This is a genomic window from Prevotella sp. TF12-30 (genome assembly GCF_003436715.1).
GTDB lineage: Bacteria > Bacteroidota > Bacteroidia > Bacteroidales > Bacteroidaceae > Prevotella > Prevotella copri_A.
This window is the reverse complement of the sequence record NZ_QSQJ01000014.1, coordinates 14,471-33,800: the sequence shown is the minus strand read 5'-3', so window position 1 is coordinate 33,800 and position 19,330 is coordinate 14,471. Positions and strand designations below refer to the sequence as shown.

General features: G+C 43.8%; 32 protein-coding genes. All 32 read left to right on the top strand.

Annotated elements, in window-relative coordinates:
* The first annotated feature begins 43 nt into the window (after positions 1–43).
* Positions 44–2,590 carry a TonB-dependent receptor domain-containing protein gene (locus DXD25_RS07210; protein ID WP_158556314.1) on the top strand — a complete coding sequence of 849 codons (2,547 nt, stop codon included), beginning with the start codon at positions 44–46 and terminating at the stop codon, positions 2,588–2,590.
* 197 nt (positions 2,591–2,787) lie between these two features.
* Complete coding sequence (locus DXD25_RS07205; RefSeq protein WP_089543929.1) at positions 2,788–3,114, top strand: DUF3467 domain-containing protein; 327 nt, start codon at positions 2,788–2,790, stop codon at positions 3,112–3,114.
* 241 nt (positions 3,115–3,355) lie between these two features.
* The gene (rpsL, locus tag DXD25_RS07200; RefSeq protein ID WP_006848839.1) at positions 3,356–3,736 is read left to right on the top strand and encodes a 30S ribosomal protein S12; all 381 of its coding nucleotides are present in this window, start codon (positions 3,356–3,358) and stop codon (positions 3,734–3,736) included.
* A gap of 186 nt (positions 3,737–3,922) precedes the next feature.
* Positions 3,923–4,399, top strand: coding sequence for a 30S ribosomal protein S7 (gene rpsG, locus DXD25_RS07195; protein ID WP_022110377.1), 477 nt, complete (start codon positions 3,923–3,925; stop codon positions 4,397–4,399).
* A gap of 29 nt (positions 4,400–4,428) precedes the next feature.
* Entirely contained in the window at positions 4,429–6,543 is a 2,115-nt protein-coding gene (fusA, locus tag DXD25_RS07190) for an elongation factor G (RefSeq protein WP_117662538.1), read from the top strand.
* A 114-nt stretch (positions 6,544–6,657) separates the two neighbouring features.
* Positions 6,658–6,963 (top strand): 30S ribosomal protein S10, encoded by a 306-nt coding sequence (gene rpsJ, locus DXD25_RS07185; protein WP_006283658.1) that lies wholly within the window; start codon positions 6,658–6,660, stop codon positions 6,961–6,963.
* Positions 6,964–6,983: 20 nt separating this feature from the next.
* On the top strand, positions 6,984–7,598 hold the full coding sequence (rplC, locus tag DXD25_RS07180; RefSeq protein WP_089543927.1) for a 50S ribosomal protein L3: 615 nt from the start codon (positions 6,984–6,986) through the stop codon (positions 7,596–7,598).
* Positions 7,598–8,227 carry a 50S ribosomal protein L4 gene (rplD, locus tag DXD25_RS07175; RefSeq protein ID WP_089543926.1) on the top strand — a complete coding sequence of 210 codons (630 nt, stop codon included), beginning with the start codon at positions 7,598–7,600 and terminating at the stop codon, positions 8,225–8,227. The genes rplC and rplD overlap by 1 nt, the downstream gene beginning before the upstream one ends.
* A 17-nt stretch (positions 8,228–8,244) precedes the next feature.
* Positions 8,245–8,538, top strand: a complete 294-nt coding sequence (gene rplW / locus DXD25_RS07170; protein WP_006848834.1) for a 50S ribosomal protein L23 — start codon at positions 8,245–8,247, stop codon at positions 8,536–8,538.
* An 8-nt stretch (positions 8,539–8,546) separates the two neighbouring features.
* Positions 8,547–9,374 (top strand): 50S ribosomal protein L2, encoded by an 828-nt coding sequence (gene rplB, locus DXD25_RS07165; protein WP_006848833.1) that lies wholly within the window; start codon positions 8,547–8,549, stop codon positions 9,372–9,374.
* A gap of 10 nt (positions 9,375–9,384) precedes the next feature.
* A complete protein-coding gene (gene rpsS, locus DXD25_RS07160; protein WP_006848832.1) occupies positions 9,385–9,651 on the top strand; it encodes a 30S ribosomal protein S19 in 267 nt (88 codons plus the stop codon).
* 36 nt (positions 9,652–9,687) lie between these two features.
* A complete protein-coding gene (gene rplV / locus DXD25_RS07155) occupies positions 9,688–10,092 on the top strand; it encodes a 50S ribosomal protein L22 (protein ID WP_006848831.1) in 405 nt (134 codons plus the stop codon).
* A 9-nt stretch (positions 10,093–10,101) separates the two neighbouring features.
* A complete protein-coding gene (gene rpsC / locus DXD25_RS07150; RefSeq protein ID WP_089543924.1) occupies positions 10,102–10,833 on the top strand; it encodes a 30S ribosomal protein S3 in 732 nt (243 codons plus the stop codon).
* 16 nt (positions 10,834–10,849) lie between these two features.
* Positions 10,850–11,278, top strand: coding sequence for a 50S ribosomal protein L16 (gene rplP / locus DXD25_RS07145; protein WP_006848829.1), 429 nt, complete (start codon positions 10,850–10,852; stop codon positions 11,276–11,278).
* A 2-nt stretch (positions 11,279–11,280) separates the two neighbouring features.
* Entirely contained in the window at positions 11,281–11,475 is a 195-nt protein-coding gene (gene rpmC / locus DXD25_RS07140; protein ID WP_006848828.1) for a 50S ribosomal protein L29, read from the top strand.
* Positions 11,476–11,477: 2 nt separating this feature from the next.
* Positions 11,478–11,744, top strand: a complete 267-nt coding sequence (gene rpsQ / locus DXD25_RS07135; protein WP_006848827.1) for a 30S ribosomal protein S17 — start codon at positions 11,478–11,480, stop codon at positions 11,742–11,744.
* 2 nt (positions 11,745–11,746) lie between these two features.
* A complete protein-coding gene (gene rplN / locus DXD25_RS07130) occupies positions 11,747–12,112 on the top strand; it encodes a 50S ribosomal protein L14 (RefSeq protein WP_089543923.1) in 366 nt (121 codons plus the stop codon).
* A gap of 20 nt (positions 12,113–12,132) precedes the next feature.
* A complete protein-coding gene (gene rplX / locus DXD25_RS07125; RefSeq protein ID WP_089543922.1) occupies positions 12,133–12,450 on the top strand; it encodes a 50S ribosomal protein L24 in 318 nt (105 codons plus the stop codon).
* Complete coding sequence (rplE, locus tag DXD25_RS07120) at positions 12,450–13,004, top strand: 50S ribosomal protein L5 (RefSeq protein ID WP_022122149.1); 555 nt, start codon at positions 12,450–12,452, stop codon at positions 13,002–13,004. The genes rplX and rplE overlap by 1 nt, the downstream gene beginning before the upstream one ends.
* Positions 13,005–13,009: 5 nt before the next feature.
* Positions 13,010–13,312 (top strand): 30S ribosomal protein S14, encoded by a 303-nt coding sequence (gene rpsN, locus DXD25_RS07115; RefSeq protein WP_089543921.1) that lies wholly within the window; start codon positions 13,010–13,012, stop codon positions 13,310–13,312.
* A gap of 73 nt (positions 13,313–13,385) precedes the next feature.
* Entirely contained in the window at positions 13,386–13,781 is a 396-nt protein-coding gene (rpsH, locus tag DXD25_RS07110) for a 30S ribosomal protein S8 (protein ID WP_006848822.1), read from the top strand.
* Positions 13,782–13,795: 14 nt separating this feature from the next.
* Positions 13,796–14,368, top strand: a complete 573-nt coding sequence (rplF, locus tag DXD25_RS07105; protein ID WP_089543920.1) for a 50S ribosomal protein L6 — start codon at positions 13,796–13,798, stop codon at positions 14,366–14,368.
* 18 nt (positions 14,369–14,386) lie between these two features.
* A complete protein-coding gene (gene rplR / locus DXD25_RS07100; RefSeq protein WP_089543919.1) occupies positions 14,387–14,731 on the top strand; it encodes a 50S ribosomal protein L18 in 345 nt (114 codons plus the stop codon).
* A gap of 6 nt (positions 14,732–14,737) precedes the next feature.
* Positions 14,738–15,250: a 30S ribosomal protein S5 gene (gene rpsE / locus DXD25_RS07095; RefSeq protein ID WP_117662536.1), complete on the top strand. Its 513-nt coding sequence runs from the start codon at positions 14,738–14,740 to the stop codon at positions 15,248–15,250.
* Between the two features lie 16 nt (positions 15,251–15,266).
* Positions 15,267–15,443, top strand: coding sequence for a 50S ribosomal protein L30 (gene rpmD, locus DXD25_RS07090; RefSeq protein ID WP_089543917.1), 177 nt, complete (start codon positions 15,267–15,269; stop codon positions 15,441–15,443).
* Between the two features lie 26 nt (positions 15,444–15,469).
* On the top strand, positions 15,470–15,916 hold the full coding sequence (gene rplO / locus DXD25_RS07085; protein ID WP_089543916.1) for a 50S ribosomal protein L15: 447 nt from the start codon (positions 15,470–15,472) through the stop codon (positions 15,914–15,916).
* A 3-nt stretch (positions 15,917–15,919) separates the two neighbouring features.
* Complete coding sequence (gene secY, locus DXD25_RS07080; RefSeq protein ID WP_089543915.1) at positions 15,920–17,257, top strand: preprotein translocase subunit SecY; 1,338 nt, start codon at positions 15,920–15,922, stop codon at positions 17,255–17,257.
* 15 nt (positions 17,258–17,272) lie between these two features.
* Positions 17,273–18,073, top strand: a complete 801-nt coding sequence (gene map / locus DXD25_RS07075) for a type I methionyl aminopeptidase (protein ID WP_117662534.1) — start codon at positions 17,273–17,275, stop codon at positions 18,071–18,073.
* 2 nt (positions 18,074–18,075) lie between these two features.
* Positions 18,076–18,294: a translation initiation factor IF-1 gene (gene infA, locus DXD25_RS07070; protein WP_006848815.1), complete on the top strand. Its 219-nt coding sequence runs from the start codon at positions 18,076–18,078 to the stop codon at positions 18,292–18,294.
* 17 nt (positions 18,295–18,311) lie between these two features.
* Positions 18,312–18,428, top strand: a complete 117-nt coding sequence (rpmJ, locus tag DXD25_RS07065) for a 50S ribosomal protein L36 (protein WP_006848814.1) — start codon at positions 18,312–18,314, stop codon at positions 18,426–18,428.
* A gap of 98 nt (positions 18,429–18,526) precedes the next feature.
* A complete protein-coding gene (gene rpsM, locus DXD25_RS07060; protein ID WP_117662532.1) occupies positions 18,527–18,907 on the top strand; it encodes a 30S ribosomal protein S13 in 381 nt (126 codons plus the stop codon).
* Between the two features lie 20 nt (positions 18,908–18,927).
* On the top strand, positions 18,928–19,317 hold the full coding sequence (gene rpsK / locus DXD25_RS07055; RefSeq protein ID WP_089543913.1) for a 30S ribosomal protein S11: 390 nt from the start codon (positions 18,928–18,930) through the stop codon (positions 19,315–19,317).
* Positions 19,318–19,330 lie beyond the last annotated feature (13 nt).

The window sequence follows — 19,330 nt, the reverse complement described above, 5'->3', positions numbered from 1 at the left end:
AAGTTGGCTTATTTGTAATATGTATCAAATCAATATAAAAAATATGAAGAAATATATGTTCGCTTTCCTGATGTGTCTGTTGGTACAGGCATCGTTTGGACAGCGCATCTCTCGAAGCTATAACAACCGTTCCATGTCTGAAGTTCTGAAGGATTTAGACAAGGCTACCCGTCGATATAAAATCAGTTTTATCTATAATGAACTGGAAGATTTCACCGTTACTACCTCTTTCCGTAATCTCGATTTGCAGGAAGCTTTGGGGCGGGTCTTTGGATTTTATCCGATGAAGGCTACGATAGAGGATAGCTTGATATTCGTGGAATGTACCCAAAAGGAACCTACTAAATTGATGGGACGGGTGATTGATGAACGTCATCGACCAGTGGAGTTTGCCAATGTGGCTTTGCTCAATCCCAGGGATTCTTCCTTTCTCACAGGTGGTGTGACCAATGCCAGCGGCAATTTCGTGATACCTTGTGGCATGAAGAAGGTTCTCGCCAAAGTAAGTTGCGTGGGTTATCACACCTTATATAATATATATAATGTGGGAAAAGTCGGAAATGTGGTGTTGAAGGAGAGTACCATGCATATCAATGGTGTTACGGTGAAGGCGAAATTGCCTTCTTTCAAGATGGGACGTGAAGGAATGCTCATAGACATACAGCATTCTGATTTGTCAAAAGTAGGAGATGCCGTTGATGTACTCCGACAATTACCTCGCATCAATGTAAGTAGTACCGATGTCATCAGCGTTTATGGCAAGGGTACACCTATTATATATATCAACAATAAGCAGGTGAGAGATTCCAGGGAATTGCAGCGCCTGAAGTCTGATGCCATCAAGAATGTGGAAATCATTACTTCGCCTGGTGCCAGATATGATGCCACGGTTAGCTCTGTCATACGTATCCGAACCGTCAAGAAGCAGGGCGAAGGGGTGAGTGAATCCTTGAATTCCATGGTATGGTATAATGGATATCTGGGAGCGTCAGAACAGCTTAGTCTCAATTATCAGAGTGAAAAGCTCAACTTGTTTGGGTCTCTTTGGGGATATACAAGAGGGCATAAGGAGGCTACTTCGCTAATTCAGCATATTGAAGGAACGAAGAATGTTACCGTAAACCAGTATGATCCCTTATCCTATCGCAATACAATGGGAGAAGTAAACTTTGGTTTCAATTATGACCTCAATGATGAAAACTCTATCGGTGCTTCTTATGATTTAGAATGCGAACCCTATGCGAAAGGGCATGCTGATGGACAGCAGGAAATATTTAATGAGGGACAACCTGTGGATATCATCAAACAGAAAGTATTGGCCGATGATATAGGTGGTCCTACCCATGAGTTGAATGCTTACTATGTGGGAAAGGTCAATAAACTGGGAGTAGATTTTAATGGAACCTATCTCTGGCAAAAAACTGGGCGGGATATGTTGGAAACAGAAGAGGCTACCGTATTGGAAAATCGGGAAATCCATACTGCGAGTCGCCGCCATAATCAGTTGCTTGCAGGCAAACTGGTTCTTTCTTATCCCATAGCCAAGGGGCAGTTGGAGTTAGGAAGCGAAGTGAGCCATACCCACAGTAGCGGAGAGTATAGCAATGCTGAAGGCATTGTGGCGGATGCTTCTACCGATATGAAGGAAAATAATTGGTCGGGATTTCTTGCCTTTTCATATCCTTTAGGCTCGTTTTCAATGGATGCAGGATTGAGATACGAGTATGTGTCTGCCAAGTATTATTCTTTCGGAAAGTATGAAGAAGAGCCTAGCAGGAATTATAGCAATTGGTTTCCCAACCTGACCCTGTCATGGAATAAGGAACCATGGGCTGCATCTCTGGCATATACCTGCAAGACAAAGCGTCCTTCTTATAGTTCCTTGCGCAATGAGGTGCAGTATGATAATCGCTATATGTATGAAGGTGGCGATCCTTATCTTCGTCCTACCATTGCTCATGATGTTTCATTGGATGTGATGTGCAACTGGATTTCGTTTGGTGTGGAGTATCTGTATGAGGACAATCCCATCATCTGGTATGTTACCCTTTATAATCATCAGGATATAGCCTTCATGAGGAATGTGAACTTTTCCAGCAAGCAGACGATGACAGCGTATGTCATAGCTGCTCCCAAGTTCGATTGGTATCAGCCTACATGGCAAGTCTTCTTTCAGAAGCCTTTCTTTGATGCAGAAAAATATGGTGCCCCTCGTGGTTTGTCGAAGCCTGCCTTGGGTATTACATGGAACAACCAGTTTAAGTTGAGCTCCACTTGGACTTCATGGGTGACCCTTCATGCCAATACTACATCCTATAATGCCTTCCGCAGGTATCGCTCTGGTTATTTTGCCTCTATGCGAATGGTTAAGACATTCTTTGATGAAGCCTTGACTGTTAATTTCTATGCTGATGATATCTTCAGAAGTCAGAAAGACCAATGGACCATGTATGGCGACCATGCAACCTTGACGAAGGATAGTTATAATAGTGCCCGTGAAATTGGTGTCAGGGTGGTCTATAAATTCAATTCTGGTCATAGAAAGTATAAGGGTTCTGGTGCTGGTAATGCAGAAAAGAGCCGTTTCTGATAGACCGGTTCTTCAGATAAAAAAGAAATTGTATTTCAAAAGTCCTTTCACACTAAGCTTATGTCTTTGTATTAGAAGCATTTTAGTGTGAAAGGACTTTTAACACAAAATAATTGGCAAATTATTCTTTTTTTTCAGATATTATGTGTAAATTTGCACTATCATTTAAAGTTTAATCCTATTAACTTAATAAAATTATGGAAGAAAATAAGAATAATCAACAGCAGCAGAATCAGTTCCAGATGGGCATCAGCCCAGAAGTAGCAGAGGGTACATACTCTAACTTGGCACTGATTACTCATTCTAGTTCAGACTTCATCTTGGATTTCGCATGTGCACTTCCAGGAATGCCAGCACCTCAGATCAAGAGCCGTGTCATCATGGCACCTGAGCATGCCAAGCGTTTGCTCCAGGCATTGCAGAGCAATGTTTATAACTACGAGCAGGCTTTCGGTAAGATTAAGTTGGCAGACGAGCCAGAGCGTACTATCGCTCCATTTGGCACACCAAAAGGTGAGGCTTAATGCATAACCACATACATACTAAGACTAAATTTCCTGCTAAAAGCCGCTTTTTCTTTATAATATTTGTTTTTAATAGTTATATAAAGTTAAAACTAGCCCTCGTTTTTTAAAAGTCTCCTTAATATTTAGGTAGTTTGCCGAAAAAGTCGTAACTTTGCACCCCGAAAAGCCCCATAAGGTGGTGGCTTATACGGAAATAAGACAATAATAAAAATAAAATAATAAATTAAAAAGTAAAATTATGCCTACTATTTCACAGTTAGTAAGAAAAGGCAGACGAGTATTGGTAGACAAGAGCAAGTCACCAGCTTTGGATTCATGTCCTCAGCGTCGTGGTGTTTGTGTTCGTGTTTACACAACAACTCCAAAGAAGCCTAATTCGGCAATGCGTAAGGTTGCCCGTGTTCGTTTGACAAACTCTAAGGAGGTTAACTCTTACATCCCAGGAGAGGGTCACAACTTGCAGGAGCACTCAATCGTGTTGGTTCGCGGTGGTCGTGTTAAGGACCTCCCAGGTGTACGTTATCACATCGTTCGTGGTACTCTTGATACCGCAGGTGTTGCAAACCGCACACAGCGTCGTTCTAAGTACGGTGCTAAGCGTCCAAAGGCAAAGAAGTAATTCTAATCCGGACAAAATTAAAAGAAATCCGAAAACTCACGGTCGGAGAAGGTCGAGAGTTTAGGTAAAAAGATTATTTTATTAAACGTTTTGCTGGAGAAGTAACAGGTTGAGTAAATACTCGGGTGCGAGTGTTGAAGAACGATATACAGCCCCATGCAGAATTTAAATTTTTTCGATTAAAAAATGAGAAAAGCAAAACCAAAGAAGAGAGTGATCCTCCCAGATCCAGTCTTCAATGACCAGAAGGTCTCTAAATTCGTAAATCATTTGATGTATGATGGTAAGAAGAATACATCTTATGAGATTTTCTACAATGCACTCGATACCGTAAAGGCTAAGATGGCTAACGAGGAGAAGTCTGCACTTGAGATTTGGAAGCAGGCTCTCGACAATATTACTCCACAGGTTGAGGTTAAGAGCCGCCGTATTGGTGGTGCAACCTTCCAGGTTCCTACAGAAATTCGTCCTGATCGCAAGGAGAGTATCTCTATGAAGAATCTTATTATCTTCGCTCGCAAGCGTGGTGGTAAGACTATGGCAGATAAGCTCGCTGCAGAGATTATGGATGCTTACAACAACCAGGGTGGCGCATTCAAGCGCAAGGAGGATATGCATCGTATGGCTGAGGCTAACCGTGCATTTGCTCACTTCAGATTCTAATTTAATTTATAAAATAGGTTTAAAAGAAAATGGCAAATCGCGATTTACATTTGACACGTAACATCGGTATCATGGCGCACATCGATGCCGGTAAGACAACAACATCTGAGCGTATCTTGTTCTACACAGGTAAGACTCATAAGATCGGTGAGGTACACGATGGTGCTGCTACAATGGACTGGATGGCCCAGGAGCAGGAGCGTGGTATTACTATCACTTCTGCAGCTACAACTTGTAACTGGAACTATCTCGGTAAGTCTTATAAGATCAACTTGATCGATACTCCGGGACACGTTGACTTCACTGCTGAGGTTGAACGTTCACTCCGTGTACTCGATGGTGCTGTTGCTACATATTCTGCAGCTGACGGTGTACAGCCACAGTCAGAGACAGTATGGCGCCAGGCTGACAAGTACAATGTACCTCGTATCGGTTATGTAAACAAGATGGACCGTTCTGGTGCTAACTTCTTTGAGACAGTACAGCAGATGAAGGATATCTTGGGTGCTAATCCTATTGCTATTCAGATTCCTATTGGTGCTGAGGAGAACTTCAAGGGTGTAGTTGACCTGATCAAGATGAAGGCTATTCTCTGGCACGATGAGACTATGGGTGCTGAGTATGATGTAGAGGATATTCCTGCTGACTTGGCTGATGAGGCTGCTGAGTGGCGTGATAAGCTCCTCGAGGGTGCTGCTAACTTCGATGACGAGGTTATGGAGCTTTACCTCGATGGTAAGGATATTCCAGAGGAGAAGCTCCTCGCTGCTATCCGCAAGGGTTGCTGTGCTATGGAGTGCTGCCCAATGTTGCTCGGTTCTTCATACAAGAACAAGGGTGTTCAGCCATTGCTCGACTATGTATGTGCATTCTTGCCTTCACCAATGGATACTCCAAATATCATCGGTACTAACCCTGATACTGAGGAGGAAGAGGATCGTAAGCCTTCTGAGGATGAGCCAACATCTGCTCTCGCATTTAAGATTGCTACCGACCCATTCATGGGCCGCTTGGTATTCTTCCGTGTTTACTCAGGTAAGGTTGTTGCTGGTTCTTACGTTTACAACCCACGTTCTGGCAAGCGCGAGCGTATCAGCCGTCTGTTCCAGATGAACTCTAAGCAGGAAATTCCAATGGAGTCTATCGACGCTGGTGATATCGGTGCAGGTGTAGGTTTCAAGGATATCCGTACAGGTGATACACTCTGTGATGAGGATCACCCAATCGTATTGGAGTCTATGACATTCCCTGATACTGTGATTTCTATCGCAGTTGAGCCAAAGAGCCAGGCAGACATCGCTAAGATGGATAACGGTCTTGCTAAGTTGGCTGAGGAGGATCCAACCTTCACAGTTCGTACTGACGAGCAGAGCGGTCAGACTATCATCTCTGGTATGGGTGAGCTCCACTTGGATATCATCATCGACCGTTTGAAGCGTGAGTTCAAGGTTGAGTGTAACCAGGGTAAGCCTCAGGTTAACTATAAGGAGGCTATCACTAAGACAGCTCAGAGCCGTGAGACTTACAAGAAGCAGTCTGGTGGTCGTGGTAAGTTCGCTTGTATCGATGTAACCATCGGTCCTAAGGACGAGGATTACAAGGAGGGCGACTTGCAGTTCATCAACGAGGTTAAGGGTGGTAACGTTCCTAAGGAATTCATCCCATCAGTACAGAAGGGCTTCGCTGACTGCTTGTCAAATGGTGTACTCGGTGGCTTCCCAATGACAGGTTTGAAGGTAACTTTGACCGATGGTAGCTTCCACCCAGTTGACTCTGACCAGTTGTCATTCGAGTTGGTAGCACATCAGGCATTCAAGGTACTTTGCCCTAAGGCAGGTCCTGTTTTGATGGAGCCTATTATGAAGGTAGAGGTTGTTACTCCAGAAGAGAACATGGGTGATGTAATCGGTGACTTGAACAAGCGCCGTGGTCTCGTTCAGGGTATGGAGGAAGGTCGTAGCGGTGCTCGTATCGTAAAGGCTATGGTTCCATTGGCTGAGATGTTCGGTTACGTAACAGCTTTGCGTACTATCACTTCAGGTCGTGCAACAAGCTCTATGGAGTATGATCACCACGCACCTCTCTCTTCAGCAATCGCTAAGGCTGTGTTGGAGGAGGTTAAGGGTCACGCAGAACTCCTTTAATAAAAAAGAAATAACGGTAAGATGAGGCGCTGCTTAGCGAATGACTCTTAAGCAGCGTACCTCTTCTTCCATTAGACTAAAATAATTCATATTAATAATAACTTAATTTTAAAAATGAGTCAGAAAATCAGAATTAAGCTGAAGTCTTACGACCACCAGTTGGTTGACAAGTCAGCTGAGAAGATTGTGAAGGCTGTTAAGGCAACAGGCGCTATCGTTAGCGGTCCTATTCCATTGCCAACACACAAGCGTATTTTTACTGTAAACCGCAGTACTTTCGTTAACAAGAAGTCTCGCGAGCAGTTCCAGCTCTCAGATTTCAAGCGTCTCATCGACATCTACAGCTCAACAGCTAAGACCGTTGATGCCTTGATGAAGCTTGAATTGCCAAGTGGTGTAGAAGTAGAAATCAAAGTCTAATTATTAAAAATTAAATTGAAATGCCAGGATTAATTGGAAGAAAAATCGGAATGACATCCGTTTTCAGTGCCGACGGTAAGAATATTCCGTGCACTGTTATCGAAGTAGGTCCTTGTGTTGTAACCCAGGTTAAGACCGTAGAGAAGGATGGTTACAAGGCTTATCAGTTAGGTTTCGGCGAGGCTAAGGAGAATCGCACTTCTCAGCCTATGATGGGAATCTTCAAGAAGGCAGGCACAACACCTAAAAAGCACTTGGCCGAGTTCAAGTTTGATGAGGAGTACAACCTCGGTGACACCATTACAGTTGATATCTTCAACGGCTGCAAGTTCGTTGACGTAATTGGTACATCAAAGGGTAAAGGCTTCCAGGGCGTTGTTAAGCGTCACGGATTCGGTGGTGTAGGTCAGTCTACTCATGGTCAGGATGACCGCGCTCGCAAGCCGGGATCTATTGGTGCATGTTCTTACCCTGCAAAGGTATTCAAGGGTATGCGCATGGGCGGCCAAATGGGAGGTGATAGAGTAACAACTCAGAACCTTCAGGTGTTAAAGGTAATTCCAGAGCAGAATCTCCTTATCGTTAAGGGTTCTTTCGCTGGATGCAAAGGTTCAACTGTTTTAATTGAGAAATAATGGAAGTTAGCGTATTAGATATCAAAGGTCAGGAGACCGGCCGCAAGGTAGCTCTTAATGATGCAGTCTTCGGCATTGAGCCTAACGATCACGTTCTCTACCTCGACGTAAAGCAGTATCTCGCTAACCAGCGTCAGGGTACAGCTAAGTCTAAGGAGAGAAGCGAGATGAGCGGTTCTACTCGTAAGCTTGGTCGTCAGAAGGGCGGCGGCGGTGCTCGCCGTGGTGATATTAACTCACCTGTACTCGTAGGTGGTGCTCGCGTATTTGGTCCTAAGCCACGTGATTACCGCTTCAAGCTCAACAAGAAGGTAAAGATTCTTGCTCGTAAGTCTGCTTTGTCTTATAAGGCTCAGGAGAGCGCAATCGTGATGTTGGAAGATTTCACTTTTGAGGCTCCAAAGACTAAAGAATTCTTAAGTGTTCTTAAGAATCTTAAAATCGAGGGCAAAAAGGTACTCTTTGTTTTGCCCGAATCAAATAAAAACGTATATTTGTCTGCACGTAACTTACAGCGCGCTGAGGTTATCCTCGCATCTAACGTCAATTCGTACAAAGTTTTGAACGCTGATGTAGTAGTGATTACTGAGAAGTCGCTTGAGACTATCGACCAGATCTTAACAAAGTAAAAAGGAGATATTAGAATATGGCATTTATTATCAAACCATTGGTTACTGAGAAGATGACCAAGATTACAGACAAGCAGCCTAACCGCTATGGCTTCGTTGTTCGTCCTGAGGCTAATAAGCTCGAGATTAAGAAGGAAGTTGAGAGTCTGTATAATGTTACAGTAGTTGACGTGAACACAATTCGCTACGCTGGCAAGCGCTCTGCTCGTTACACTAAGGCAGGTCTTGTTAAGGGTCAGAAGAATGCGTTCAAGAAGGCAATCGTTACTCTGAAGGAGGGCGATACAATTGATTTTTACAGCAATATTTAAAATAAAAAATGGCAGTACGTAAATTAAAACCGGTTACTCCGGGTCAAAGACACAAGGTTATTGGCACGTTCGAGGATATTACTGCATCCGTGCCAGAGAAGTCTCTCGTTTACGGTAAGCGTTCTACCGGCGGTCGAAACAACACCGGTAAGATGACCGTTCGCTACATTGGCGGTGGTCACAAGCAGAAGTATCGTTTAATCGACTTCAAACGTGAGAAAGATGGTGTTCCAGCAGTTGTTAAGACAATCGAGTACGATCCAAACCGTTCGGCTCGTATCGCGTTGCTTTACTACGCTGATGGTGAAAAACGTTACATTATTGCTCCTAACGGACTTCAGGTAGGCGCTACTTTGATGTCAGGTGCAGATGCTGCTCCTGAGATTGGTAACTGTCTTCCTTTGGCAAACATCCCTGTAGGTACAGTGATCCACAACATCGAGTTGCGTCCTGGTCAGGGTGCTTTGTTGGTTCGTTCGGCTGGTAATTTTGCTCAGTTGACTTCTCGTGAGGGCAGTTATTGTGTAATTAAGCTCCCTTCTGGTGAAACACGCCAGATTTTGAGTGCTTGTAAGGCTACAGTTGGTAGTGTTGGTAACTCAGACCATGCACTTGAGCAGTCTGGTAAGGCTGGTCGCTCACGCTGGTTGGGTCGTCGTCCACACAACCGTGGTGTTGTTATGAACCCTGTTGATCACCCAATGGGTGGTGGTGAAGGTCGCCAGAGTGGTGGTCACCCACGTTCACGTAAGGGCTTGTACGCTAAGGGTCTTAAGACTCGCGCACCTAAGAAGCTTTCTAACAAGTATATTATCGAAAGAGCTAACAAAAAATAAAGAGTAAATTATGAGTCGTTCACTTAAAAAGGGTCCATACATCAACGTTTCTCTCGAGAAGAAGATTCTCGCTATGAACGAGAGTGGCAAGAAGAATGTTGTTAAAACATGGGCTAGAGCTTCAATGATATCTCCTGATTTCGTAGGACATACTGTTGCAGTTCATAACGGTAATAAATTTATCCCTGTTTATGTTACAGAGAATATGGTTGGCCACAAGCTTGGAGAGTTCGCTCCAACACGTCGCTTTGGCGGTCACTCTGGTAACAGAAAGTAAGCTAAGGGTTAAACCATTTAAAAATTTAAGTAAATAATGGGAGCAAGAAAACATATTGCGGCTGAGAAATTGAAAGAAGCCCGTAAAAACTTGTACTTCGCTAAGTTGGTAGGCGTTCCTTCTTCTCCACGTAAGATGCGCTATGTAGTAGACATGATTCGTGGTATGGAGGTTAACCGTGCACTCGGAGTACTTCGCTTCTCTAAGAAGCAGGCATCTGCTGACGTTGAGAAATTACTTCGTTCAGCTATCGCTAACTGGGAGGCAAAGAATAATCGCAAGGCTGAAGACGGTGAGCTTTATATCAGTAAGGTCTTCGTTGACGAAGGCGTTACAATGAAACGTATGAGACCTGCACCACAGGGTCGTGGTTATAGAATCCGTAAGCGTTCTAACCATGTTACTCTCTTTGTTGATGCAAAAACTAATGACGAAAAATAATTAAGTAGAATGGGACAGAAAGTTAATCCGATTAGTAACCGACTTGGTGTAATCCGTGGTTGGGATTCAAATTGGTTCGGTGGTAAGAACTTCGGTGACAACCTCGTAGAGGATCAGAAAATCCGTAAGTATCTTAACGAGCGTCTTGCTAAGGCAAGTGTTTCTCGTATCGTTATCGAACGTACATTGAAGCTTGTTACCATTACTATTTGCACAGCCCGTCCAGGTATTGTCATTGGTAAAGGTGGTCAGGATGTAGATAAGTTGAAGGAAGAGTTGAAGAAGCTTTATAAGAAAGACATTCAGATCAACATCTTCGAGGTTAAGAAGCCTGAGCTTGATGCTACCATCGTAGGTAAGAACATCGCGAGCCAGATTGAGCACATGATTGCTTATCGTCGCGCTATCAAGATGGCAGTTGCTAACACTATGCGTGCTGGTGCTGAGGGTATCAAGATTCAGATTACAGGTCGTCTGAACGGTGCTGAAATGGCACGTAAGGAAATGTACAAGGAGGGTCGTACACCTCTCCATACATTCCGCGCAGACATCGACTACTGCCAGTGCGAGGCACTTACCAAGGTAGGTTTGCTTGGCATCAAGGTATGGATTTGCCGTGGTGAGGTTTATGGTAAGGCTGATCTTACTCCAAACTTCTCACAGGACAACAAGAGCAACAACCGTGGTAACGGCCGCTCTAACAACCGTGGTGGTAATCGTAAAAGAAACAATAACCGTTAAATTTTAGAAAGCTATCATGTTACAGCCAAAAAGAGTAAAATATAGAAGACCTCAAGATGGTCGTGGCAATAAGGGCAACGCTCACAGAGGTACACAATTGGCATTCGGTTCTTTCGGCATCAAGACTCTTGAGTCAAAGTGGATCGATAGCCGTCAGATTGAGGCAGCTCGTGTGGCATTGAACCGCTACATGAACCGTCAGGGCCAGGTCTGGATTCGCATTTTCCCTGATAAGCCAATCACTCGTAAGCCAGCCGATGTCCGAATGGGTAAAGGTAAGGGTGATCCAGCAGGATGGGTTGCACCTGTTACACCAGGTCGTATTCTCTTCGAAGTAGAGGGTGTAAGCTTCGACATTGCAAAGGAGGGACTCCGTCTTTGCGCTCAGAAGCTTCCTGTGAAGACTAAGTTTATTGTTAGACGTGATTACGATAAAAACGCTTAATTATGAAGATTGCAGAAATTAAAAATATCGAGACCAAGGAATTGGTTGAGAAGTTGGAGGCAGCAGTTGACGCTTTGAACAAGAAGAAGATCAACCACAACGTAACTCCACTTGAGAATCCATCAGAGATTAAGGTTGCTCGTCGTGATATCGCACGTATGAAAACTGAACTTCGTCAGAGAGAACTTAACAAATAATAATGGTCCAGATGGAAACAAGAAATTTAAGAAAAGTAAGACAGGGTGTTGTTATCAGCAACAAGATGGATAAAACCATTGTTATTGCAGCTAAGTTCAAGGAGATGCACCCTATTTATGGTAAGTTTGTCCAGAAGACAAAGAAGTACCATGCACATGACGAGAACAATGAGGCTAACGTAGGTGATACAGTTATGATCATGGAGACTCGTCCTCTGTCTAAGACAAAGAGATGGAGATTAGTACAAATTGTAGAAAAAGCTAAGTAATTATGATACAGGCAGAATCAAGACTTACAGTATGTGATAACAGCGGTGCTCGCGAGGCTCTTTGCATTCGAGTTCTCGGTGGTACAGGCCGTCGTTACGCTAGCGTTGGTGACGTGATTGTCGTTGCTGTCAAGAACGTTATCCCATCAAGTGATTTGAAGAAGGGTGCAGTATCAAAGGCTTTGATTGTTCGCACAAAGAAGGAGATTCGTCGTGCAGACGGTTCATATATCCGTTTCGACGATAACGCTTGTGTATTGCTCAACAATGCAGGTGAGCTTCGTGGTAGCCGTATCTTCGGCCCTGTTGCTCGTGAGCTTCGTGCAGTTAATATGAAAGTCGTTTCTTTGGCACCTGAGGTTCTTTAATATTTTAAAAGTATAAAGTAATGAGTAAGTTACATATTAAGAAAGACGATACCGTTATCGTTATTGCCGGTGCTGATAAGGGCAAGACAGGTAAGGTGCTCAAGGTCCTCGTTGACGAGAACCGTGCCATCGTAGAGGGTGTGCATATGGTATCTAAGAGCACTAAGCCATCTGCACAGAATCCTCAGGGAGGCATCGTAAAGCAGGAGGCTCCTATTCATATCTCAAATTTGAGTTTGATCGATCCTAAGAGTGGCAAGGCTACTCGCGTTGCTATTAAGCATGAGGGTAAAAACGTTGTTCGCATCGCTAAAAAGTCAGGGGAGGAAATCAAGTAATGGATACAGCACAGTTAAAGAAAGTATATAAGGAGACAATCGCTCCTGCTCTTCAGAAGCAGTTCAACTATTCTTCAGCAATGGAGATTCCAGTTTTGAAGAAGATTGTCATCAACCAGGGTCTCGGTGACGCTACACAGGACAAGAAGATTGTTGACGTAGCTATCAACGAGATTACTGCTATCACCGGTCAGAAGGCTGTTGCTACATATTCTAAGAAGGATATCGCAAACTTCAAGCTTCGTAAGAAGATGCCTATCGGTGTTATGGTAACATTGCGTCGTGAGCGTATGTACGAGTTCTTGGAGAAGCTCGTTCGTGTTTCTCTTCCTCGTATCCGCGACTTCAAGGGTATTGAGAGCAAGTTCGATGGCCGTGGTAACTACACATTGGGTATCACAGAGCAGATCATCTTCCCAGAGATCAACATCGATGAGATTGACCGTATTCAGGGTATGAACATCACCTTCGTTACAACTGCCAAGACAGACGAGGAAGGTTTTGCACTTCTGAAGGCATTCGGTCTTCCATTCAAGAACGCAAATAAAGATTAAGAGATATGGCAAAAGAATCAATGAAAGCTCGCGAGATTAAGCGTGCAAAGCTTGTAGCTCGTTACGCTGAGAAGCGCGAAGCTCTGAAAAAGATTATTGCAACTTCTAATGATCCAGCCGAAGCATACGAGGCAGCTCGTAAGCTTCAGGCTATCCCTAAGAATGCAAACCCTATCCGTCTTCACAACCGTTGCAAGATCACTGGTCGTCCAAAGGGTTATATCCGCCAGTTCGGTCTTTCACGTATCCAGTTCCGTGAGATGGCTTCTGCAGGTTTGATTCCAGGTGTTAAGAAGGCAAGCTGGTAATCTTTACAGGCAAGGAATTTTTTATTATTTAATATTGTCGGGGCAGTCCCGATTAATTAAACATTTATATTTTATGACAGATCCAATAGCAGATTATCTGACAAGACTCAGAAACGCAATCATGGCTCATCACCGTGTTGTAGAAGTTCCTGCGTCTAACTTGAAGAAAGAGATTACAAAGATCCTCTTCGAGAAAGGTTACATCCTCAACTACAAGTTTGTAGAGGATGGTCCTCAGGGCTCAATCAAGGTTGCCTTGAAGTACAACCCAACTACAAAGCAAAACGCTATCAAGTGTTTGAAGCGCGTGTCAACTCCAGGTTTGCGTAAGTACACTGGTTACAAGGACATGCCAAGAGTTATTAACGGATTAGGTATTGCTATCTTATCTACATCCAAAGGTGTAATGACAGACAAAGAGGCTTCTGATCTTAAGATCGGTGGCGAGGTTCTTTGCTATATTTATTAATTGGAGGCTTTTATATGTCTAGAATAGGAAAATTGCCAATTAGTATCCCTGCAGGTGTTACTGTAAACTATGACAACGATTCACACGTTTGTACAGTAAAGGGCCCTAAGGGTGAACTTTCTCAGTGGATTGATCCATCTATCAAGTTTATCAACGCAGATGGTCAGATTAGCTTTGAAATCGATGAAAATAGTCCTGTAAATGTTAAGCAGAAGCAGGCTTTCCACGGTTTGTATCGCTCTCTCGTTCACAACATGGTTGTTGGCGTTAGCGCTGGTTATACAAAGGTTTTGGAATTGGTAGGTGTTGGTTATCGTGTTTCTAACCAGGGCAACTTGATCGAGTTCGCTTTGGGTTACACTCACCCTATTTTCATCCAGTTGCCTAAGGAGATTAAGGTTGAGACTAAGTCTGAAAGAAACCAGAACCCAATCTTGACATTGGAGTCATGCGACAAGCAGTTGTTGGGACTCGTTTGTGCAAAAATTCGTTCTTTCCGCAAGCCTGAGCCTTATAAGGGTAAGGGTATTCTCTTCAAGGGTGAAGTTATTCGCAGAAAGTCTGGTAAGAGTGCTTCAGCTAAGTAATTTTAATTATTTACGATTATGACAACAAAGAAAGTAGAAAGACGAATTAAGATAAAGTTCCGCATTCGCAAGAATGTTAACGGAACAGCTGAGCGTCCACGTCTCAGTGTATTCCGCTCTAACAAGCAGATTTACGCTCAGGTTATTAATGATTTGACAGGCACTACACTTGCATCAGCTTCTTCACTCGGTTTGGAGAAGATGCCTAAGCAGGAGCAGGCAACCAAGGTTGGCGAGCTCATCGCAGAGAAGGCAAAGGCTGCTGGCGTTGAGTCAGTAGTTTTCGACCGTAACGGTTATCTCTACCACGGTCGCGTAAAGCAGTTGGCTGACGGTGCTCGTAATGGTGGTCTTAAATTTTAAACGATTATGGCAATGGATAAAGTAAAGGTAAATAACGAAGAAGTACTTAAGGATCGCTTGGTTGCAATCAACCGTGTAACTAAGGTTACCAAGGGTGGTCGTACTTTCACATTCGCTGCTATCGTCGTTGTAGGTGACGGTAACGGTGTTATCGGTTACGGTCTTGGTAAGGCAGGTGAGGTTACAGCTGCTATTGCTAAGGGTACTGAGGCTGCTAAGAAGAACCTGGTTAAGGTTCCTGTACTCAAGGGTACAGTTCCTCACGAGGTTGAGACAGCTTTCGGTGGTGCTAAGGTTCTCATCAAGCCAGCTGCTGCCGGTACTGGTTTGAAGGCCGGTGGTGCTATGCGTGCTGTTCTTGAGAGCGTAGGTATCAAGGACGTTATTGCAAAGTCTAAGGGTTCATCTAATGCCCACAACCTGGTAAAGGCTACTATCGCTGCTCTCGCAGAGATGCGTGATGCTTACACTGTAGCAGGTGAGCGTGGTATCAGTATGGATAAAGTATTTAACGGTTAATTAGGATTTATCGAATATGGCAACAATTAAAGTCAAGCAGATTAAGAGTAAGATCGGTGCTCCAGTTGATCAGAAGCGTACACTCGCTTGTCTGGGTCTCCGCAAGATTTCTCAGGTTGTTGAGGTAGAGGATACTCCTAGCAACCGTGGTATGATCCGTAAGGTTCATCACCTCGTAAGTGTAGTTGATTAATTAATCTCAAAAAATTAGGAACGATTATGAAATTAAATAATTTGAAACCTGCTGCAGGTTCTACCCATTCACGTCGTCGTATTGGTCGTGGTCCAGGTTCTGGTCTCGGTGGTACTTCTACACGTGGTCACAAGGGTGCCAAGGCTCGTTCTGGTTATAAGAGAAAGATTGGTTTCGAAGGTGGTCAGATGCCATTGCAGCGTCGTGTTCCAAAGGCTGGTTTCAAGAATATCAACCATAAGGAGTACTTCGCAGTAAACCTTTCAACTCTTCAGGCTCTTGCAGAAGCAAAGAACCTTACAAAGATCGGTATTGAGGAACTCAAGGCAGCTGGTCTTACCAATGGTAAGGAGCTCGTTAAGGTTCTCGGTAACGGTGAACTTACAGCAAAATTGGAAGTTGAAGCTAATGCTTTCTCAAAGACTGCCGAAGAAGCAATCAAGGCAGTAGGTGGTAACGCAACTATAATCTAAGTAATGAAAAAGTTTATTGAGACACTAAAGAACTGTTGGAAGATTGAGGACCTCCGTCAGAGACTCCTCATTACTCTTCTGTTTACGGCTATTTACCGTTTTGGCTCGTTTGTGGTACTTCCGGGTATCAATCCGAGTATGTTGGAAAAATTGCAGTCGCAGACCTCAGGCGGTCTTATGTCGCTTTTGGACATGTTCTCTGGTGGTGCATTTTCTAATGCGTCTATCTTCGCATTGGGAATTATGCCTTATATCTCAGCTTCAATTGTTATGCAGCTTCTTGCTGTCGCTGTACCTTACTTCCAGAAGATGCAGCGCGAGGGCGAGAGCGGCCGCAAGAAAATACAATGGTACACTAGAGTCCTGACTGTAGCCATCCTGGTCTTTCAGGCTCCTAGTTACCTTCTGAATTTGAAGATGCAGGCTGCTAACGCTTTGGCAACGGGTATTAGCTGGACCGTTTTTATGATTCCAGCTACTATCATCCTTGCAGCAGGAAGTATGTTTATTCTCTGGCTTGGTGAGCGTATCACGGATAAGGGAGTAGGTAATGGTATCTCTCTCATCATTATGATTGGTATCATCGCTCGTTTGCCTCAGGCATTCGTACAGGAGATGACCTCTCGTTTGCAGGCTATCTCTGGTGGTGGTTTGATCATGTTCATTGTAGAGATCCTTATTCTCTACGCTGTAGTTTGTGCCTCAATTCTTCTGGTACAGGGTACACGTAAGATCCCGGTTCAGTACGCTAAGCGCTTGGTTGGTAACAAGCAGTATGGTGGTGCACGTCAGTACATCCCATTGAAACTTTTCGCAGCCAACGTAATGCCTATCATCTTTGCGCAGGCTTTGATGTTCATTCCATTGGCAGTAGTTCGCTACCAGTCTGAAAATGCAAGTAGCGTTGTTCAGCAGCTGATGGATAACCGCAGTTTACTTTATAATGTAATCTATGTAATCCTCGTGATTGCGTTTACATATTTCTACACTGCTATTACATTGAACCCAACTCAGATGGCGGAGGATATGAAGCGTAACAATGGTTTCATTCCAGGTGTTAAGCCAGGTAAGGATACCGCTGAGTACATTGATACCGTAATGTCTCGTATTACTTTACCAGGTTCATTATTTATTGCATTTATTGCGATTATGCCAGCTCTTGCAGGACTTCTTGATGTGCAGCAGGCCTTCTCACAATTCTTCGGAGGTACTTCTCTGTTGATTTTGGTAGGTGTTGTGATTGACACATTGCAGCAGATCGAGAGTCATTTGCTTATGCGCCACTATGATGGTCTTCTCAATTCAGGCCATACTCGTCAGGGTGGTGTTGCTGCATATTAATCTTTATCTTTTGAAATGCAGATATTTCTGAAGACAGAGGATGAAATTAACCTGATGCGCAAGACTAACCAACTCGTTGGTGCAACGCTTGCGGAATTAGGTAAACATATAAAACCAGGTGTAACGACTCTCCATTTGGATAGGGTAGCCGAGGAGTTCATCCGTGATCACGGTGCGATTCCAACGTTTAAGAATTTTCCTAATCCTTATGGAGAGCCTTTTCCCGCTAGTATATGTACTTCCATCAATGATGTAGTAGTACATGGTATTCCTAGTGAGAAGGACGTGCTGAAGGATGGTGATATAATCTCCATCGACTGCGGCACCCTTTTAGAAGGTTTCAACGGTGACAGTTGCTATACTTTCGCTGTTGGAGAGATAACTTCCGATGTTCAACAACTCCTTAAGGTAACTAAAGAATCTTTGTACCTGGGTATCGAACAGGCTGTGGCAGGAAAGCATTTGGGTGATATTGGTTACGCTGTACAGACCCATTGCCAGCAATATGGTTATGGAGTAGTACGAGAGCTAACAGGTCATGGCATTGGCAGGGCTATGCACGAGGATCCTCCGGTTCGTAATTACGGCTGTCGTGGTTCCGGCATTCTGTTAAAGGAAGGTATGTGCTTGGCTATAGAGCCGATGATAACAATGGGCGACCGTCAGATTGGCTTGCTCCCCGACAAGTGGAGCATAGTTACTAGAGATCGTCAACCAGCTGCTCATTTTGAGCATACAATCGTTGTTCGAAAAGGTAAAGCTGAAATTTTATCTTCATTCGTAGAAGTTGAACATTTAGAAGGACAAAAAATTTAATTATGGCAAAACAGGCCGCTATTGAGCAAGATGGAACAATTGTAGAGGCATTATCAAATGCTATGTTCCGCGTTGAATTGGAGAATGGTGTTGACATTACTGCCCACATCTCTGGTAAGATGAGAATGCATTACATCAAGATTTTACCTGGTGATAAGGTGAAGGTGGAAATGAGTCCATACGACTTGACTAAGGGTAGAATTGTTTTTAGATACAAATAATTATCACATATAAGGTTATGAAGACAAGAGCATCATTGAAGAAGCGTTCAGCTGATTGCAAGATCGTACGTCGTAAGGGTCGTCTCTTCGTTATCAACAAGAAGAACCCTAAGATGAAATTGCGTCAGGGCTAATGTTAAAGTTCTGTAAAAGTATGGCTGTTTCAAAAAAAAGTTGTACTTTTGCACCGCTTTTAACGCAAAGTATTAATTTTTTAATTTTTTATTAAACAATGGCAATAAGAATTGTTGGAGTAGATTTGCCCCAGAATAAGCGTGGCGAAATCGCATTGACCTATATCTATGGTATCGGTCGAAGTAGTTCAGCAAAGATATTGGATAAGGCAGGTGTAAGCCGTGACCTGAAAGTCAGCGAGTGGACTGACGATCAGGCAGCCAAGATCCGTGAAATTATCGGCGCTGAGTTCAAGGTTGAAGGTGATCTCCGTTCTGAGATCCAGATGAACATTAAGCGACTGATGGATATTGGTTGCTATCGTGGAGTTAGACATCGTAATGGTCTTCCAGTTCGCGGTCAGAGCACAAAGAATAATGCTCGTACTCGCAAGGGTAAGAAGAAGACTGTTGCTAATAAGAAGAAGGCTACTAAGTAATTCTAAGGAGGAAATTAATTATGGCAAAGCAAAAAGCAACATCTAAGAAGAGAAACGTACGTGTTGACGCAATCGGTCAGCTTCACGTACACAGCTCATTCAACAACATCATTGTATCTCTTGCTAACAACGAGGGTCAGGTTATCTCTTGGTCTTCAGCTGGTAAGATGGGTTTCCGTGGTTCTAAGAAGAACACTCCTTATGCTGCTCAGATGGCTGCAGAGGATTGTGCAAAGGTAGCTTTTGACCTTGGTCTTCGCAAGGTTAAGGCATACGTAAAGGGTCCAGGTAACGGTCGTGAGTCTGCTATCCGTGCCGTACACGGTGCAGGTATCGAGGTAACTGAGATCGTTGACGTAACTCCATTACCACACAACGGATGTCGCCCTCCAAAGCGTCGTCGTGTATAATAGCATTCATTGA

What these genes read in the sequence shown, in the direction of transcription:
- DXD25_RS07210 (WP_158556314.1), top strand. Translation starts at nt 44, where the DNA reads ATGAAGAAATATATGTTCGCTTTCCTGATGTGTCTGTTGGTACAGGCA.
- DXD25_RS07205 (WP_089543929.1), top strand. Translation starts at nt 2,788, where the DNA reads ATGGAAGAAAATAAGAATAATCAACAGCAGCAGAATCAGTTCCAGATG.
- rpsL (WP_006848839.1), top strand. Translation starts at nt 3,356, where the DNA reads ATGCCTACTATTTCACAGTTAGTAAGAAAAGGCAGACGAGTATTGGTA.
- rpsG (WP_022110377.1), top strand. Translation starts at nt 3,923, where the DNA reads ATGAGAAAAGCAAAACCAAAGAAGAGAGTGATCCTCCCAGATCCAGTC.
- fusA (WP_117662538.1), top strand. Translation starts at nt 4,429, where the DNA reads ATGGCAAATCGCGATTTACATTTGACACGTAACATCGGTATCATGGCG.
- rpsJ (WP_006283658.1), top strand. Translation starts at nt 6,658, where the DNA reads ATGAGTCAGAAAATCAGAATTAAGCTGAAGTCTTACGACCACCAGTTG.
- rplC (WP_089543927.1), top strand. Translation starts at nt 6,984, where the DNA reads ATGCCAGGATTAATTGGAAGAAAAATCGGAATGACATCCGTTTTCAGT.
- rplD (WP_089543926.1), top strand. Translation starts at nt 7,598, where the DNA reads ATGGAAGTTAGCGTATTAGATATCAAAGGTCAGGAGACCGGCCGCAAG.
- rplW (WP_006848834.1), top strand. Translation starts at nt 8,245, where the DNA reads ATGGCATTTATTATCAAACCATTGGTTACTGAGAAGATGACCAAGATT.
- rplB (WP_006848833.1), top strand. Translation starts at nt 8,547, where the DNA reads ATGGCAGTACGTAAATTAAAACCGGTTACTCCGGGTCAAAGACACAAG.
- rpsS (WP_006848832.1), top strand. Translation starts at nt 9,385, where the DNA reads ATGAGTCGTTCACTTAAAAAGGGTCCATACATCAACGTTTCTCTCGAG.
- rplV (WP_006848831.1), top strand. Translation starts at nt 9,688, where the DNA reads ATGGGAGCAAGAAAACATATTGCGGCTGAGAAATTGAAAGAAGCCCGT.
- rpsC (WP_089543924.1), top strand. Translation starts at nt 10,102, where the DNA reads ATGGGACAGAAAGTTAATCCGATTAGTAACCGACTTGGTGTAATCCGT.
- rplP (WP_006848829.1), top strand. Translation starts at nt 10,850, where the DNA reads ATGTTACAGCCAAAAAGAGTAAAATATAGAAGACCTCAAGATGGTCGT.
- rpmC (WP_006848828.1), top strand. Translation starts at nt 11,281, where the DNA reads ATGAAGATTGCAGAAATTAAAAATATCGAGACCAAGGAATTGGTTGAG.
- rpsQ (WP_006848827.1), top strand. Translation starts at nt 11,478, where the DNA reads ATGGTCCAGATGGAAACAAGAAATTTAAGAAAAGTAAGACAGGGTGTT.
- rplN (WP_089543923.1), top strand. Translation starts at nt 11,747, where the DNA reads ATGATACAGGCAGAATCAAGACTTACAGTATGTGATAACAGCGGTGCT.
- rplX (WP_089543922.1), top strand. Translation starts at nt 12,133, where the DNA reads ATGAGTAAGTTACATATTAAGAAAGACGATACCGTTATCGTTATTGCC.
- rplE (WP_022122149.1), top strand. Translation starts at nt 12,450, where the DNA reads ATGGATACAGCACAGTTAAAGAAAGTATATAAGGAGACAATCGCTCCT.
- rpsN (WP_089543921.1), top strand. Translation starts at nt 13,010, where the DNA reads ATGGCAAAAGAATCAATGAAAGCTCGCGAGATTAAGCGTGCAAAGCTT.
- rpsH (WP_006848822.1), top strand. Translation starts at nt 13,386, where the DNA reads ATGACAGATCCAATAGCAGATTATCTGACAAGACTCAGAAACGCAATC.
- rplF (WP_089543920.1), top strand. Translation starts at nt 13,796, where the DNA reads ATGTCTAGAATAGGAAAATTGCCAATTAGTATCCCTGCAGGTGTTACT.
- rplR (WP_089543919.1), top strand. Translation starts at nt 14,387, where the DNA reads ATGACAACAAAGAAAGTAGAAAGACGAATTAAGATAAAGTTCCGCATT.
- rpsE (WP_117662536.1), top strand. Translation starts at nt 14,738, where the DNA reads ATGGCAATGGATAAAGTAAAGGTAAATAACGAAGAAGTACTTAAGGAT.
- rpmD (WP_089543917.1), top strand. Translation starts at nt 15,267, where the DNA reads ATGGCAACAATTAAAGTCAAGCAGATTAAGAGTAAGATCGGTGCTCCA.
- rplO (WP_089543916.1), top strand. Translation starts at nt 15,470, where the DNA reads ATGAAATTAAATAATTTGAAACCTGCTGCAGGTTCTACCCATTCACGT.
- secY (WP_089543915.1), top strand. Translation starts at nt 15,920, where the DNA reads ATGAAAAAGTTTATTGAGACACTAAAGAACTGTTGGAAGATTGAGGAC.
- map (WP_117662534.1), top strand. Translation starts at nt 17,273, where the DNA reads ATGCAGATATTTCTGAAGACAGAGGATGAAATTAACCTGATGCGCAAG.
- infA (WP_006848815.1), top strand. Translation starts at nt 18,076, where the DNA reads ATGGCAAAACAGGCCGCTATTGAGCAAGATGGAACAATTGTAGAGGCA.
- rpmJ (WP_006848814.1), top strand. Translation starts at nt 18,312, where the DNA reads ATGAAGACAAGAGCATCATTGAAGAAGCGTTCAGCTGATTGCAAGATC.
- rpsM (WP_117662532.1), top strand. Translation starts at nt 18,527, where the DNA reads ATGGCAATAAGAATTGTTGGAGTAGATTTGCCCCAGAATAAGCGTGGC.
- rpsK (WP_089543913.1), top strand. Translation starts at nt 18,928, where the DNA reads ATGGCAAAGCAAAAAGCAACATCTAAGAAGAGAAACGTACGTGTTGAC.